Below are 14,974 nucleotides of genomic sequence, written 5' to 3'. Positions count from 1 at the left end.
CCCCTTAAGCTGTTTTGGCACCTGGCGCTTTAGGGTTTTCCTGCCTATCTTGCTTATACGCCTGCATCAACCGCTGATAAACGGTAAAAATCGAACCGATAGCCAACAACCACAGGCACACCGGAAGAATATAAGGAACGCCAAGTCCTTCGAGGCCAATACCAACCAATCCGAGAATCAAGCGCTCCGGACGTTCGATGAGCCCACCGATCATCGAAAAGCCTGATGCTTCACCGCGGGCTTTGACATAGGAGATGACCTGGGATGTCACCAAGACCACAAGTGCTGCAAAGATGGTTGCGGGATGCGCATTGTCGAAGTAGATGAGGTACCAGATAATGGCAGCGAAAAGAGCACCGTCGGTAATCCGGTCACAACTAGCATCAAGCGTTGCACCAAATTTTGTAGCCCCACCGGTTAAACGCGCCATAGTGCCATCGACCATGTCGAAGGCCGCGAAGATTCCGGAAAATACTGCCGCGGCAAAAAGATGGCCACTCGGAATGAGCGTCACGGTAATTGCGATAGTGACAAAGGTGCCGATGATAGTTACTGCATTAGGCGTTAGTCCTACTTTGAGGAATCCGCGGGCGACTGGTTCGACAACCACTGCTGCGGGCTTGCGCCCGTGCACGCTAAGCACTGGGGTTCTCCATTCTTGAAGCCTCCATTTGGCTATCCTCCAACTCAATTTCCTGCCAGCCTTGGGCAAGGGCTTCCCGCGTTTCTTTCAACAATTGCGGCAAGACCTTCGTGCCATCAAGGATAGTCATAAAGTTGCTGTCCCCAGACCAGCGCGGCACGACATGCATGTGAAGATGGTCTCCCACCGACCCGCCAGAGGCTTTACCTAAGTTAAATCCGACGTTAATTCCTTCTGGATTCGAGATCTTCTTGAGCACTCGGATCGACTTTTTCACAAAAGCCATAAGCTCCATGGTTTCGGAGTCAGTAAGGTCCTCGAAGTTAGCAACCTTGCGATAAGGCACCACCATGAGATGGCCCGCGTTATAGGGAAAGAGATTTAAAAGTGCATAGACCTCTTCGCCGCGCGCGATGATTAATGCGTCTTCATCTGTTTTCTTTGGCGCTTCTACAAACGGGTCTTGTGTTCGCTTTTTGATATACGCCATACGAAACGGCGCCCAGATCCGCTCTAAACGGTCTGGCTGCCCCACCCCAGAGTCCACATACACGTCAACTTCCTCTTGTCCTGTGTGTTCATAGGATTTGGAAGAATTAGCCATGACGGCAAACGTGTCCTTTCTTCTCGCCGCTATCATTCGTCGAGGTCTGTGCAAGGTTATCTGGGGCGGGTAAAATACCTAAACCGCTAGCTTAGGCATCTTGGCTGCGACGAGCCTCGATATTTTCTTGGTTCGGCTGGGTGTTCTCACGCTCTGCGATCCAGTTGGCAATGAGCTCGACTGCTTCATCAACCTGGATGCCGTTGGCTTGGGAACCATCGAGGAAGCGGAAGGATACTGCATCCGCTTCAGCATCGCGTGCACCAGCGAGCAACATGAACGGCACCTTGCCCGTGGTGTGGTTGCGAATCTTTTTCTGCATGCGGTCATCCGAGGTATCGACCTCAGCGCGGATGCCCTTCTTGCGCAGCTTCGCAATAACCTGCTTGAGGTGCTCGACGTTGTCCTCGGACACTGGAATGCCTACGACCTGGTGTGGTGCCAGCCATGCTGGGAAAGCGCCAGCGTAGTGTTCCAGCAGCACGCCGAAGAAGCGCTCAATCGAGCCAAAGAGCGCGCGGTGGATCATAATTGGCTGCTTCTTGGAACCATCAGAAGCGGTGTACTCCAAATTGAAGCGCTCTGGCATGTTGAAGTCCAACTGTACGGTAGACATCTGCCAGGTACGGCCAATCGCGTCACGTGCCTGAACAGAGATCTTAGGGCCGTAGAAGGCAGCGCCTTCTGGGTCTGGAACTAGATCCAGACCAGACTTTTCAGCAACACGTGCAAGGATTTCCGTTGAACGCTCCCAGATTTCATCAGAGCCCACGGACTTCTTTGGATCGCGGGTAGACAGCTCGAGGTAGAAATCATCCAGACCGTAGTCCTTGAGCAAGGAAATAACGAAGTCCAGAACCGACGTCAGCTCATCTTCCAACTGATCATCGGTGCAGTAGATGTGCGCATCATCTTGGGTAAAGCCACGCGCACGGGTCAGACCATGAATAACACCGGACTTTTCATAGCGGTATACGGTGCCGAACTCAAAAATACGCAGTGGAAGTTCACGGTAGGAACGACCACGGGTATCGAAAATGAGGTTGTGCATCGGACAGTTCATGGGCTTGAGGTAGTAGTCCTGCCCAGGCTTGGTCTCATTGCCCTCTTCGTCATATTCAGCATCGACGTGCATCGGTGGGAACATACCGTCTTTGTAGAAACCAAGGTGGCCGGAACGCTCAAAGAGGTCCTGCTTGGTGATGTGCGGAGTGTTCACGAAAGAGTAGCCGGCCTCGATGTGACGACGACGTGAATGCTCTTCCATCTCCGTGCGAACGATGCCGCCATTTGGGTGGAATACGGGCAGACCAGAGCCCAAGTCATCGGGGAAGCTAAAGAGATCTAGCTCTGCGCCCAGACGGCGGTGGTCACGCTTTTCAGCCTCTTCCATCATGTGCTGGTAGGCCTCAAGGGATTCCTTGGATTCCCAAGCGGTGCCGTAAATACGCTGCAGGCCAGCATTATCTTGGTCACCGCGCCAGTAGGCAGCAGAAGATCGCGTCAAGGTAAAGGCAGGAATGTACTTGGTGGTCGGAAGGTGCGGACCACGGCACAAGTCAGACCACTCCACCTCACTGGTGCGTGGATTGACGTTGTCATAGTAGGTCAGCTCGCCGGCGCCAACTTCAGTTGCTTCATCGGAATTCGGGTCAACATTACCCTTATCCTCAATGAGTTCCAGCTTGAAGGGCTCATCACGCAAGGCTTGTGCGGCTTCTTCATTGGAAGCAAACACGCCACGCTCAAAGCGCTGGCCAGTTTTGATGATCTTCTTCATCCGCTTTTCGATAGTCTTCAGATCTTCTGGAGTAAATGGCTCCTCAGTCTGAAAATCGTAATAAAAGCCATTTTCAATTGCCGGGCCAATCCCCAACTTGGTACCCGGAAATTCAGCTTGGACAGCCTGCGCCAAAACGTGCGCGCACGAGTGGCGAATGACAGCGCGGCCGTCTTCTTCAGAAGCTGCGACGGGGGTAAATACGCCGTCTTCAGCAGGGACGTGAGCGAGATCTTTCAGTTGACCTTCTGCATCACGAACGACGACAACCGCCTCAGGTCCTTTATTGGGCAGACCCAGCTCCCTCATCGCAGTACCGACTGCTGTGCCTGCAGGGCAGGTAAACGGCTCATAATTGACCGTAGTTGCGGCGATTGCTTCTGACATGCTGCGCTCCTTTGCGCTAATGGGAAAAACGGCTTACCTGGCCGCCACCCTGATGTACAAGTTCTAACCCGGTTATCCTACCGCGTCTATTAAGGTTTCCGCCCAAAAGGTCCCCGTGGTTCCACCGGATTGCACTCCTGGTGGGACAAAATACACGGCAGAGCCGATATGTGTGATCCACTCATTGAGCAGATCCACTTCATCCATGCGCCTTTGCATCGGTTCAAAAACCTTGGTCATGTCTTTCTGGAAACAAATAAAGACCAGTCCGGAATTCGATAGCTGCACGTCGGTACCCGAGAGCTCTTCCTCGTCATTAACGAAGCCGGTTTCTGAGATCGGCGCGTAGTCCGGTTGCATATCGTAGTTAAAAGCACGGCGCAGCATGCGCTCCTGAGGCTTGCCATCTGGCGCTTGGGCACGCGCGATGTGCGAATTGCGGTCGATGGTGGGAAGACCGTATTTATCCACCGCGTCAAAATCCGGCTTATCGAATTCTTCTTCACCAGTTAACGGCGCACCGTTATCAAGCTTGCGCCCGATTGAATTCTCCCGCGATTTACGGTCAAGTTTCTCCCAGGTGTCAAGATTCATGCGGATACGGCGTACCACCATCGAGGTACCACCGCGCGCCCACTGCGGACCTTCATCGATCCACACCTGCTGGTCCATTTCTTCGTCACCGCGTGGGTTGACGGTGCCGTCTAATTGTCCAAAGTGATTGCGCGGGGTATCGCCCTTACCGCCGGCACCGTAGGCGTGGCCATAGCCTTGCTGAAGCCACTTCACCTGCGCATAATCTTGGCCAGCGCGAATCATATGGCGCATGGCATGGCCTGCTGTGACCGGGTCATCACAGCAAATCTGCAAGACGATATCGGTTTGCCCCCACGCAGGATCTAACTTATCGCGGTCAAATGCTTCAACATCACGCAGCCACTTCGGCCTGAGTTTTGAGGCACCAATGACGTCAAAGACCCGCTCCCCGAGCCCACAAGTAATCGTGAGATTAGCGGGAGTATCTGCCATCTCTGGTTCAAGCGAGCCGACCGGAGTTTCCGATGTACACAGTGCCCTGGCGTCTGCGGTCCATAACCGCATCAAATTGGTGAATTCCTTCTTCCCCACGGTGTCTTTGAGATTGAAACCTAAAAGGTTCAACACGGCGTGAGAGCTCGCGGTGACGCCGTGTTGATGTTTGCCATCAAACGGAACCATCGCGTCTTTGAGGAAAGTCTCTGTATCTGCCTGCTCAGTGGACGCGGTATTTGCTGCAGCGGCGTTCTTTACTTCGGGTGTGGTGCACCCCGCAATAATTGCGCCGGTCGCAGCAAGACCGCTGGCTAGGCCGCCGCGAACTAGAAGTGCTCGTCGGTCGAGCTCAACCATGGAAATATTCACCTTCTTGAACACTGTGCCTGCTTAAGGCACAAAACCGAAACCTTAAAAGCTGAACAGATTAGTGATCGTGCTGTTCGTCGTTATCCTCGTGGTCGTCGTGATCCTCATCAGCATGATCACCGTGGTCGCCGTGATCACCGTGGTCATGACCTAGATCGCCGTAGTTTTCATCGCCGGCGCCAATGGTACGAACTGGGATGTCATCAAATTCCTCGGTGGAGCCATCAGCCAGCTCAACGGTCACGGTGACTTCATCGCCAGCCATGACTGGTTCCTTGACGTCCATGAGCATAAAGTGTGCCCCACCTGGTTCCAGGGCCACGGATTCACCGGCTGGAATAATTAGTGGCTCTTCCATTTCCTGCATCTGACCGTCTACGGTTTCGTGGATCTCATTGATGCCAGCATCCACGCTGGAGCTAAAAGCCACAATCTCAATATCTTCATTGGATTCGTTAACCAGGGTGCCAAAAATCGCCGTCATATCGGCATCTTCAGCCATCGCACGCACTACTGCGTCCTCAAAATCCAAGGCATCATCAGCATCGTCCGCGTCATCATCGTCTGATTCAGCAGAGGCATTCGCAGCGGTTTGTGACGCAGAATCATTTTGCGTGGAGTCCTGCTCAGAATTGCTACAACCTGCCAATGCCAAGGCTGAGGCAGCAACGATGGACACGAAAATACGAGGGTGCTTTAACATTGCGATAAAACTTTCTCCGCCTTCATTAAGGCAGCGTAAAGGTTAAAAATGAATCGAGCTTCTGTGAAAGAAAACTACTCTGCGTCGTATCCGCGGCGCTTAGCCAGCATCACCGCTAGGACTGCGATGACAGCCAGCACACCAACTCCGGCAAGTGCCCACTTCATCCAGGTGCTCATGCCTTCGGCTTCTTCTGCTGCTTCCGCAGGAGTTTCGGCCCCTTCAGAGTCAACTGCCGCACCGTTGGCGGTTTCTGAAGCACTGGCGGTTTCTTCACCGGATTCAACGCTGAAAGAGATACCGCCGCGAGTGGCATGCCCATCGGAGGAAGTAATTTGGAATCCGAGCATGTAGTCGCCATCGCCTGGGTCTTGATCCTCTGGCGTAGTGATGGTCAGCTCGCGCTCGTTAATTTCTGGTTCTTCAGAAAATAGCACTTCGCCGGTGGCTTGATCGGTGACTGCGAAGTTATTGAATCCGTCGCGCGGAATTGCAGAGAACTCAATCGTGATCTCTTCTGGGAATTCATCCAGTACGTCGCCTTCAGTGATGCTGCCACCGATGGCGGTGTCATGCGCCGACGCAACGGGTGCCAACAAGGCAGATGACAAACCCAGGCCCGCAACAAGTGCACCGGCAGTTAAGGTCCGTCCCAGATGGATCGATGATCGAATCATTTTTCACTCCTTGGCTCCAGGAAGAAATTCCTGTCGTGAGCCCACGTGTTAGACAAAGTACGCTTACTCAATGCGTACTAAGGATTTAGTCGTATCACCGCTGAGAATAGTTCCTTTGGTGTACTTTGGGAAAGCTGACGGCACACTACCGTGCCGGCGCGAACTTATTCTCACCATTGCCTTTAGTAATTCTTCCCGGCTTTCGTGTGCCGCACTGGTGATGTCAAACACAGCGGGTAGCGTCGTTGACGCTGTCCGAAAGGCATTTGGGCACGAGAAAAGGTGGGTCATTCTTTCTTAGAAATGACCCACCTTTTAAGTGGAGCGGATGACGAGACTCGAACTCGCGACCCTCACCTTGGCAAGGTGATGCGCTACCAACTGCGCTACATCCGCAAACGAAACCAGGCCCGGTTTCTAGGATTTGCCACCGAAGTGGTTATCCGTGTGCGCGATACTGGGATTGAACCAGTGACCCCTACCGTGTCGAGGTAGTGCTCTACCGCTGAGCTAATCGCGCTTGTACCTGCCCCTAGGACAGCACAAATTGAGGTGGAAACGGGAATCGAACCCGTGTGCACGGTTTTGCAGACCGTTGCCTCACCACTCGGCCATTCCACCGTGGCGAACCGCCTCAGGCACTTTGACGGCTAACCGTAAAAGAACCAGAGCGGATGACGAGACTCGAACTCGCGACCCTCACCTTGGCAAGGTGATGCGCTACCAACTGCGCTACATCCGCATTTTCAAGGTTTTACCCTTGGTGCGCGATACTGGGATTGAACCAGTGACCCCTACCGTGTCGAGGTAGTGCTCTACCGCTGAGCTAATCGCGCTAACGAAAGTTCCATGGTAGTGAAACTTTGAGCGGATGACGAGACTCGAACTCGCGACCCTCACCTTGGCAAGGTGATGCGCTACCAACTGCGCTACATCCGCAATGCTTTAACCGCTTGAAAATTCATTCTGAGACGAGCTCAGATTAAAACGCTCGCGGTGGCTTGCGATATGAAACTTTATCCTTTGCGGCTCCAGTTTCCAAATCCCCCGCTCAATCGCGCTTTAGTCACCCTCGAATCGTGAAAAATCTGCCACTTAAATTACGACCGTGTAATTCCCACCAAGCCACGAACCAACCCAAGGCGAGGTCATGGTGGCCAGTATAGGACTAGGTTGGGCTTATGACTGACTCATCGTTTATCTCCCTTCCTACTTCCGCCCCGAAGGTCGAAGACGTAATTGGCCCCGATCCTGACCTTTCGCATCCGCACGTGCGCTTTGTTGAAATCTCCACCTTGTCAGGTTCCGCCAGCCTGCATGGCAGTAGCAGCGAACTAGGCAATGAGCTCGACACCGCTGTGCTGCTGGGTCTTCGAGAGCGCGCCGATGTCATCGTTGTCGGCAGCCGCACTGTGTTTGCAGAAGATTACGGCGGAGCTCAGCCTTCAAAGGACCGTCCCAATCCTGCCCCGATTGCGGTGATCACCAACTCTTTCAATGTGGATGTCGCCTCTAAGTTCGTCCAAGAAGCCATTACCCCACCGCTGGTTATCGCAAACGACAAAGCGTTTGCTGACCCTGAGCTAGCTGATCAGCGCGAAGTGCTACAGCGCGCCGGCGTCGAATTGGTCAACAGCGGCAACGGCACCGCCACCGAAATCGTGCAGGCTTTAAGCGCACGTGGTCTTAATCGGATCGTATGTGAGGGCGGCCCAGGCATTTTTGGACTGTTCATTGCCGACAAGATGCTCGATCAGCTGTATCTCACGCTCGATCCAACGCTGACTACGGATGTGGAAAAGAACCTCGTTTCCGCTAAAGCTGCCTCCAGCATTGGTATTTCACACAACAGCAACCTCCAGCTCAGCTTGGAGCAGGTAGTGGTAGATAGCGATTCAACGGTGTTTCTACGTTATGCAGTGCCCAGCAACCCGTAATATCGGCCGATGTGACAGCTGCATTTGAGAATCGTTTTAATTCCTGGGGCTCTGCCTCTACGCCACTAACATCCATGGTGGAGGGTTCAGTGAAGCAACCCGAAAATGTGCAGGACCCATCTGGCACCTCGCGCATTTTCCAGATTCTTACTGCAGCAGCGTGGCCACTGGCCGTAGTCTTAGCGCTGCACCGTACTGTTATCACGGCATTCAATGGCACCGCCACGGATGATTTTACGACCGTTTATAACGCACTTTCACGGGCACTAACGGGTTTGCCCGTCTATGACCAGGCGTACCACCACGTTGATCCGCTCTATTTATATAACCCAGGCGCTACTTTATTGCTGCTGCCGATGGGGCTGGTGGATAACTTCGACGCGGTTCGCTACGCCTTCATTATCGTCAATAGCTTGGCCATTATTCTTGCTCTCGCACTGCTTACCTGGTTGGTGGGTCAGTCATTGCGTGGGCCAGTATGGCCGGTTGCAATCGCCATTGGCTTTTCGACGGAATCAGTCATCAACACGCTGACTTTCTCGAATATCAATGGCATCTTATTGCTGCTGCTTTCCGTCTTCCTTTTCTGCTTCGTGCGCTCTTTTAGCCCTGTCGTAAACACGGAGGCCAGCAGGGGCCGAAGTCTCAGCCCACACGCGCTTCGATATATCGCTGGAATTGCGATCGGGCTAGCGATTGTTATTAAGCCGCAGTTCGCGCCGTTATTATTCCTTCCCCTTATGCGGCTGGATTGGCGCACCATCACCGGCGGTATCGCTGCTCCTGTCGTACTCAACGTCATCGCGTGGCGACTTATCCCGGGAGCTTCTGACTACCTCACCAAGCTCGTCCCCTACCTCGGTCAAACACGTGACTATGCAAACTCCTCCCTTGCGGGATGGCAGGCATATTTCGATATCTCTAATGCCCTTTATTTGCCTGTGTGGCTTCTTGTTGCCGCCGCCGTAGCTATCGGCATGCTGGTGCTCCTGAGATGGCGCGTAACCGATATCTTGCTATGGTCTTTGACCTCGAGTGGGCTCTTGTTGGTCGGGGTTTTCACATTGTCATCGCTAGGCCAGCAGTACTACTCCATGTGGCTGTTTCCTATGGTGTTTACTGTCTTTTTGTCTCGCAGCGTGTTTCACTCGTGGCCGGCATGGCTAGCAGCTGTTTTATTCTTGATTCCTAATAGCTGGACTTCCTCACTTTGGCCGAATTTCGGCAGGTGGATTGGCACCTACATCGGAACTTTAGGGTGGGTTTTACTCATCGTTGTAACCCTTGCAACCGCCGTGGGGTGGTGGCGTTTACAAGTGAAAAATCCGGCGTAGACTTTAGACTATGAGCAACAATTTTGTATCGCCATCCTCCTCTACCGAGGACAATATCGACTTCAAGTCACTCACCGATGAACAGTGGCGTGAGCGCCTTAACCCTGACGAGTACCAGGTTTTGCGCCAGGCCGGCACTGAGCGCCCTCACATTGGTGAATACACCAATACCACTGCGGAAGGTGTCTACCGCTGCCGTGCGTGCAATGCCGAGCTATTTCGCTCGACGGAGAAGTTCGCCTCCGATTGTGGCTGGCCGTCCTTTTTCTCCCCACTCGCGGGTGACAACATTATTGAGCGCGAAGATCGCTCTTTAGGCATGGTTCGCACAGAAGTATTGTGCGCGAATTGCAATTCCCACTTAGGCCACGTTTTCGCCGGCGAAGGATACGACACCCCAACCGACCTTCGTTACTGCATTAACTCAATTTCGATGAGTTTCGAAAGCGCAGATTCCGACAAGTAACTTATTCGTGTCCATTTCAGGGCACGAGTCAACTACGGAGACCACAAAGCGGTGGCGCGAGCAAGTCTTCTACTTTGCTCGCGCCACCGCTTCTGGGTTACTAATTCCCCACCGACATTTATGTACTTATGCAGGTATGTAGTTATTCCCTCGATTGGCTCGAGGGGGCCATGGAAGTGAAATTACGGCAGAATCTCAATTAGCTCGGAAACATCCTGAACACGACGTCCGGTGTGGAAAGGAATTTCATCACGGACATAGAGACGGGCTTCGGTGTAGCGCATGACATACATCAGGTCAACGATGCGGTCGAGCTTTGGCGCCTCGAAAGCGAGGACCCACTCGTAGTCGCCCAATGCAAAGGCAGGAACCGTGTTGGCGCGAACATCCGCGTATTCACGAGCTGACATGCCATGCTCTGCCAAAATCGTGCGACGCTTCTCTTCCTCCAGAAGGTACCAATCATAGGAACGCACGAACGGGTAGACCGCGATCCACTCCGCTGGCTCTTCACCCATAATGAAAGAAGGCAAGTGGGATTTATTGAACTCCGCTGGACGGTGCAGTGCATTGCCAATCCAGGTCACCTCAGAGAGCTGTCCAAGGACAGTGGTACGGCGGAAATCCGCAAAGGCTTTCTGGATGTCTGAAAATTCCTCAGCATGCCACCAGATCATGAAATCTGCGCTGTCGCGCATCGCAGTGAGATCGTAGATGCCGCGGATGATGACAGTGCCCGCTTCTTCAACGGACTTAAAAAACCGTTGAGCCTCAGCGATGATGTCCGCGCGCTCAGTCCCCAGAGCACCAGCCGGCACCTTAAATACCGCGTGCTGTGAGTACTGCTGCTTAGAATTCAGCGCCTTATAATCGAGCTTTGCCATGGGAATTGCCCTGCCCTTTCATCAATACGAATAGATACTTTATCCATCATAAGTTGGATAATGATGAATTGCACTAAATGTGACACGGCGCGCCTAAACGCAATGACGAACTTTGAACTATAGGTTGAGACTCGTGAGCATTTCCGACGCACCTACCCAGCACACATTTGGCGCCCCCACGCCGATTTTCGGCGATGGCAACGGCACCCAAAACACGGCCGGAGAATCAGAAAAGATGACCCCACCAGCATTTTCTCAAGCTGTTGAATCCATGCACGCAGCACAGCTACGTCCAGAGATCACCTTGGGAACAATTCGACCGCCACAAAAGCTAGCTCCGTTTAGTCACGCGGTTGGACTCGAAGTGGGTAACCATAGCGCTGACGATATCGTCCCGGTCGATACCGATGGCGATGCATTCGGTCGACTCATCCTCCTCCACGATCCAGGAGCGGAAGAGGCTTGGGAAGGAGCAATGCGCCTTGTTGCCTATATCCAAGCGGACATGGACTCCGATGTCACCGGAGATCCAATGCTTCCTGACGTGGCGTGGGAATGGCTAACGGAGTCTTTGGATGAACTCGGAGCAAGCCACACCAATTTGGGGGGCACCGTTACAGCAACGGCATCTGTTCGTTTCGGAGAAATCGGCGGCCCTCCCCGCGCGCACCAAATAGAGATGCGTGCATCCTGGACCGCCAGCGAGATTGATCTGACCAAGCACGTGGAAGCATTCTCCCGCGTATTAGCGAATGTCGCCGGTCTTCCACCTGAGGGCATTACTGAACTTTCGCGTTAGAATTCGGCGGCATCGATGCCTGTTGGCAAAGTAGTTCGCCAACAGGCAGGCCAAATGCACAGGTTTGCTTCAACCTTGGACTACTCTTTGAAGCTATGAGTTCAGCGCGCAGCGTTCCCGAAGGTGGGATCCCCACCGTATTTCACACGCGTGCTGGAATTGCTAAAGCCGCGCGCATCCTTGCGCAAGGTTCGGGCCCTATCGCTATCGACACTGAGCGTGCGTCTTCTTTTCGCTACGACGACCGAGCCTTTCTCATCCAGCTTCGCAGGGCTGATACCCCGATTATCCTCATCGCGCCTGAAGGCGTTCGTGAAGCAGTCCGGGAGTGTTTGGCGCCGGTCATCAATGGGCTGGAGTGGGTCGTGCACGCAGCTGCAACAGACCTCACCAGTTTGGCGTGGCTCGGGCTTTATCCAGGCGCCCTTTTTGATACCGAGGTAGCTGGGCGTTTGCTCGGTATCCAAAATCCGAATTTAGCCTTTGTCACCGAAGAATTCCTCGGAATCACTCTCGACAAGGGATACGGTGCCACGGACTGGTCTCGCTTCCCTTTATCTAAAGCCCAGCTTGCCTACGCCGCATTGGATGTAGAGTCTTTGCTTGAGCTTGCCGATGAAATGTCCTATGAACTCGAACAAGATCATAAGACGCGTTGGGCACTAGAAGAATTTCGCGTGATCCGCGAACAATTTGCAGACATTACCGCGCCTGCTCCCCGCCACTGGCACCAATCACGAAGTCTGCGTGGCCTTTCAGATCCGATGAGTCTGGCCGTGGCCAAAGCCGTATGGGAAGAACGCGAATACCAAGCTCAAAAAACTGATGTAGCTCCGGGGCAGATCATTTCCAATGCCGCCCTAACAGATATTGCTAAGCAGATTCCGCGTTCTATCAATCAGCTGCGACGCATTCCCCAGATGCGTCGGCGTTCCGCGGTGGAGCTCAACGCCTGGGCGAACATTATTAGAACCGCTGCGGATTCTGATCCACGCACGTGGCCGGTATTGCCGGAAAATCACCACGACTTTCCTAATAAGCAATTCTTGAAAAATAATAACCCTGAACTTCTTGAACTCACGAATATGGCTCGTGAGCGCCGCGATGAATTAGCCGAGGAGATCGCGGTTGTGTCTGACTCCCTCGTCAGCGTCTCAACCCTGCGCAATACCGTGTGGGCTATCCACGGTGACAGTGCTAATCCGCATTTTGGCGATCACGCGCAGATTGTTTCCACAACGTTTGAGCTCAGAGAGTTTTGGCAAACGCAAGGGCTGCGCAACTGGCAAATTCAGCAGCTACAGCCTGTGCTTGCCCCTAGGCTGCTCTAACGCAGCTGCGTTAGTGCAGGTCATCGACCCATTCGGTCACGGCAGCTGCGATGCCATCGGCATCCATGCCAACTTCTTCTAGCACTTCACCCCGAGAGCCATGCTTCGGGAAAATGCTAGGAAATGCCACACGGCGAAGCGGGGTATCTACTTCGGCAGCCGAGAAGGCTTCATCGAATAGCGAGCCCACGCCTGCGCGCATCATGCCGTCTTCTGCAACCACGACAATATCGTGCTCATCGGCCATTTCAATCAAGGACGGTGCGACTGGGCACAGCCACCGTGGGTCAACCACTGTGACTGCCATGCCCTTATCTTCCAAAATCTGTGCGGCGCCGAGCGAACGAGCTGCCATCGCGCCGATAGAAATGACCAAGACCTTCTTTGCCTCAGCATCAGCAAAACGCTCCTGCTCAGACTCAAAGATGATATCGACGCCATCTTCGGTCGTTGCGACTGCATCCATATCCTCCAGCAGATTACCCTTCGGGAAACGCACGACTGAAGGTCCAGATTTAATCTCTAGGGATTCTTGGAAAAGCTCACGCAGACGCTGCCCATCACGCGGAGCAGCAACATGAATACCAGGGATAATCGTCGTCAACGCCATATCCCATACGCCGTTGTGGCTGGCCCCGTCAGAGCCGGTGACGCCTGCGCGGTCTAAAACAATGGTTACGGGTTGTTTCAGCAAAGCAATATCCATCAACAGCTGATCAAATGCGCGGTTGAGGAAGGTGGAATAGATTGCAACCACTGGGTGCAAACCACCGAGTGCGAGGCCGGAAGCCGAAGCCATCGCATGTTGCTCAGCGATGCCCACGTCGAAGAAGCGGTTCGGGAACTGCTCTGCGAATGGAATAAGCCCAGTTGGTCCTGCCATGGCTGCTGTAATTGCTACGATGTCATCGCGCTTTTTCGCAGCCTCAATCAGCTCTTCAGAAAAGACCGCGGTCCAACCCGGTTGGCTCTTGCCTTTAGGCACACCAGTAACAGGGTCAATTGCACCAGTGGAGTGCATTTGGTCCTGTGGTTCATTAACCGCTGGCGCAAATCCGTGGCCTTTTTCAGTGACCACGTGCACGATGATGGGTCCCTCATAATCACGCGCGTAGCTCAGCGCATGATCAAGTGCATCCAAATCATGGCCATTGATGGGGCCAATGTATTTCATGCCGAGTTCAGGGAACATCTCAGTAGGCAGAATAGAAGACTTCACGCCTTCTTTGACCGCACGCAGTGCATCAAAAGTCCGATTGCCGACCCAGCCGAGTGACTTGAGGGTCTTCTTGCCGTGCTCCATAAGCTCGTCATAACCGTGCTGTGTGCGAATTCGGCTGAGGTTTTCCGATAAGCCACCGATAGTTGGTGAATAGCTGCGGCCATTATCGTTGACCACGATTACGGCATTGCGTTCTTTATCCGCAGAAATATTATTGAGTGCTTCCCAGCACATGCCGCCGGTTAGAGCGCCATCACCGACAACCGCTACTGCATTTCGGCGCGATTCTCCCTTGATACAAAAGGCTTTACTCAACCCGTCGATCACCGATATAGCCGCGGAAGCATGGGAGGATTCAGTCCAGTCATGTTCTGATTCCCCACGGTCCGTGTATCCAGAAAGCCCATCTTTTTGACGCAGGGTATCGAATTGGTCTGCACGTCCAGTCAAGATCTTGTGCACATAAGACTGGTGCGAAGTATCAAAGACAATGGGGTCCCGCGGAGAATCAAAAACGCGGTGCAGCGCAATGGTCAACTCAACGACACCGAGGTTGGGACCTAAATGCCCGCCCGTAACTGAAACCTTGTCGATAAGAAACTGGCGAATTTCTGCAGCCAGCTCTTCTACTTTGTCAACGGAGAGTTTTTTCAGATCTTGCGGTGATTTCACCTTATTAAGAATTCCCATGGAGTGTTTAGAATTCCTTTGCTAACGACGGGGCTAATTGAATATGAATGTGAAAATATCACGTTCATCGCGCCGTATTGTTGGAAATGAGGCAGTATTTCAGCCAGACGCACGGG

The 14,974-nt window shown here is 53.3% G+C and carries 13 protein-coding genes and 6 tRNA genes; 5 read left to right on the top strand and 14 right to left on the bottom strand.

The window, feature by feature from the left end; genetic code table 11:
- Positions 1-4: 4 nt before the first annotated feature.
- The 12 genes from pgsA to CSTAT_RS05940 all read right to left on the bottom strand — a co-directional run bounded on the left by pgsA (position 5) and on the right by CSTAT_RS05940 (position 7,134).
- A complete protein-coding gene (pgsA, locus tag CSTAT_RS05995) occupies positions 5-643 on the bottom strand; it encodes a phosphatidylinositol phosphate synthase (protein WP_075722803.1) in 639 nt (212 codons plus the stop codon).
- A complete protein-coding gene (locus tag CSTAT_RS05990) occupies positions 636-1,247 on the bottom strand; it encodes an HIT family protein (protein ID WP_066793702.1) in 612 nt (203 codons plus the stop codon). The genes pgsA and CSTAT_RS05990 overlap by 8 nt, the downstream gene beginning before the upstream one ends.
- Before the next feature lie 91 nt (positions 1,248-1,338).
- The gene (thrS, locus tag CSTAT_RS05985) at positions 1,339-3,414 is read right to left on the bottom strand and encodes a threonine--tRNA ligase (RefSeq protein WP_075722802.1); all 2,076 of its coding nucleotides are present in this window, start codon (positions 3,412-3,414) and stop codon (positions 1,339-1,341) included.
- Positions 3,415-3,486: 72 nt separating this feature from the next.
- Positions 3,487-4,803: a Dyp-type peroxidase gene (locus CSTAT_RS05980; RefSeq protein ID WP_075723817.1), complete on the bottom strand. Its 1,317-nt coding sequence runs from the start codon at positions 4,801-4,803 to the stop codon at positions 3,487-3,489.
- A gap of 70 nt (positions 4,804-4,873) precedes the next feature.
- The gene (locus tag CSTAT_RS05975) at positions 4,874-5,518 is read right to left on the bottom strand and encodes a copper chaperone PCu(A)C (protein WP_075722801.1); all 645 of its coding nucleotides are present in this window, start codon (positions 5,516-5,518) and stop codon (positions 4,874-4,876) included.
- 74 nt (positions 5,519-5,592) lie between these two features.
- Positions 5,593-6,195 carry a copper resistance CopC family protein gene (locus CSTAT_RS05970; RefSeq protein WP_075722800.1) on the bottom strand — a complete coding sequence of 201 codons (603 nt, stop codon included), beginning with the start codon at positions 6,193-6,195 and terminating at the stop codon, positions 5,593-5,595.
- A gap of 320 nt (positions 6,196-6,515) precedes the next feature.
- Positions 6,516-6,591: transfer RNA gene (locus CSTAT_RS05965), tRNA-Gly, on the bottom strand.
- Positions 6,592-6,643: 52 nt separating this feature from the next.
- A tRNA-Val gene (locus CSTAT_RS05960) sits at positions 6,644-6,715 on the bottom strand.
- A 30-nt stretch (positions 6,716-6,745) separates the two neighbouring features.
- A tRNA-Cys gene (locus tag CSTAT_RS05955) sits at positions 6,746-6,816 on the bottom strand.
- Between the two features lie 48 nt (positions 6,817-6,864).
- Positions 6,865-6,937: transfer RNA gene (locus tag CSTAT_RS05950), tRNA-Gly, on the bottom strand.
- 19 nt (positions 6,938-6,956) lie between these two features.
- Positions 6,957-7,031: transfer RNA gene (locus CSTAT_RS05945), tRNA-Val, on the bottom strand.
- A 30-nt stretch (positions 7,032-7,061) separates the two neighbouring features.
- Positions 7,062-7,134 (bottom strand) — tRNA-Gly (locus CSTAT_RS05940).
- 242 nt (positions 7,135-7,376) lie between these two features.
- On the opposite strand from CSTAT_RS05940, the gene CSTAT_RS05935 reads away from it, so the two are divergent.
- The 3 genes from CSTAT_RS05935 to msrB all read left to right on the top strand — a co-directional run bounded on the left by CSTAT_RS05935 (position 7,377) and on the right by msrB (position 9,932).
- Positions 7,377-8,132: a dihydrofolate reductase family protein gene (locus CSTAT_RS05935; protein WP_075722799.1), complete on the top strand. Its 756-nt coding sequence runs from the start codon at positions 7,377-7,379 to the stop codon at positions 8,130-8,132.
- 89 nt (positions 8,133-8,221) lie between these two features.
- Positions 8,222-9,466, top strand: a complete 1,245-nt coding sequence (locus tag CSTAT_RS05930; protein WP_244892914.1) for a glycosyltransferase family 87 protein — start codon at positions 8,222-8,224, stop codon at positions 9,464-9,466.
- Positions 9,467-9,476: 10 nt separating this feature from the next.
- Positions 9,477-9,932 carry a peptide-methionine (R)-S-oxide reductase MsrB gene (gene msrB / locus CSTAT_RS05925; RefSeq protein ID WP_006821832.1) on the top strand — a complete coding sequence of 152 codons (456 nt, stop codon included), beginning with the start codon at positions 9,477-9,479 and terminating at the stop codon, positions 9,930-9,932.
- Positions 9,933-10,114: 182 nt separating this feature from the next.
- Here the strand turns inward: msrB and hemQ are convergent, their stop codons facing one another.
- On the bottom strand, positions 10,115-10,816 hold the full coding sequence (hemQ, locus tag CSTAT_RS05920; protein WP_075722798.1) for a hydrogen peroxide-dependent heme synthase: 702 nt from the start codon (positions 10,814-10,816) through the stop codon (positions 10,115-10,117).
- A 124-nt stretch (positions 10,817-10,940) separates the two neighbouring features.
- Here hemQ and CSTAT_RS05915 point away from each other — a divergent pair, with 124 nt between their 5' ends.
- Both CSTAT_RS05915 and CSTAT_RS05910 read left to right on the top strand, forming a co-directional pair.
- Positions 10,941-11,615 carry a DUF3000 domain-containing protein gene (locus CSTAT_RS05915; RefSeq protein ID WP_419186565.1) on the top strand — a complete coding sequence of 225 codons (675 nt, stop codon included), beginning with the start codon at positions 10,941-10,943 and terminating at the stop codon, positions 11,613-11,615.
- A 95-nt stretch (positions 11,616-11,710) separates the two neighbouring features.
- Positions 11,711-12,946 (top strand): HRDC domain-containing protein, encoded by a 1,236-nt coding sequence (locus tag CSTAT_RS05910; protein ID WP_075722797.1) that lies wholly within the window; start codon positions 11,711-11,713, stop codon positions 12,944-12,946.
- A 10-nt stretch (positions 12,947-12,956) separates the two neighbouring features.
- Here the strand turns inward: CSTAT_RS05910 and dxs are convergent, their stop codons facing one another.
- The gene (dxs, locus tag CSTAT_RS05905; RefSeq protein ID WP_075722796.1) at positions 12,957-14,858 is read right to left on the bottom strand and encodes a 1-deoxy-D-xylulose-5-phosphate synthase; all 1,902 of its coding nucleotides are present in this window, start codon (positions 14,856-14,858) and stop codon (positions 12,957-12,959) included.
- Between the last annotated feature and the right edge of the window lie 116 nt (positions 14,859-14,974).

Origin of the sequence: Corynebacterium stationis (assembly GCF_001941345.1) — a bacterium.
Classification (GTDB): domain Bacteria; phylum Actinomycetota; class Actinomycetes; order Mycobacteriales; family Mycobacteriaceae; genus Corynebacterium; species Corynebacterium stationis.
This window is presented reverse-complemented; position numbering and strand designations above follow the sequence as displayed.

Coding starts and splice junctions, on each gene's coding strand:
- CSTAT_RS05990 (WP_066793702.1), bottom strand. CDS start 1,247: ATGGCTAATTCTTCCAAATCCTATGAACACACAGGACAAGAGGAAGTT.
- thrS (WP_075722802.1), bottom strand. CDS start 3,414: ATGTCAGAAGCAATCGCCGCAACTACGGTCAATTATGAGCCGTTTACC.
- CSTAT_RS05980 (WP_075723817.1), bottom strand. CDS start 4,803: ATGGTTGAGCTCGACCGACGAGCACTTCTAGTTCGCGGCGGCCTAGCC.
- CSTAT_RS05975 (WP_075722801.1), bottom strand. CDS start 5,518: ATGTTAAAGCACCCTCGTATTTTCGTGTCCATCGTTGCTGCCTCAGCC.
- CSTAT_RS05970 (WP_075722800.1), bottom strand. CDS start 6,195: ATGATTCGATCATCGATCCATCTGGGACGGACCTTAACTGCCGGTGCA.
- CSTAT_RS05935 (WP_075722799.1), top strand. CDS start 7,377: ATGACTGACTCATCGTTTATCTCCCTTCCTACTTCCGCCCCGAAGGTC.
- msrB (WP_006821832.1), top strand. CDS start 9,477: ATGAGCAACAATTTTGTATCGCCATCCTCCTCTACCGAGGACAATATC.
- hemQ (WP_075722798.1), bottom strand. CDS start 10,816: ATGGCAAAGCTCGATTATAAGGCGCTGAATTCTAAGCAGCAGTACTCA.
- CSTAT_RS05910 (WP_075722797.1), top strand. CDS start 11,711: ATGAGTTCAGCGCGCAGCGTTCCCGAAGGTGGGATCCCCACCGTATTT.
- dxs (WP_075722796.1), bottom strand. CDS start 14,858: ATGGGAATTCTTAATAAGGTGAAATCACCGCAAGATCTGAAAAAACTC.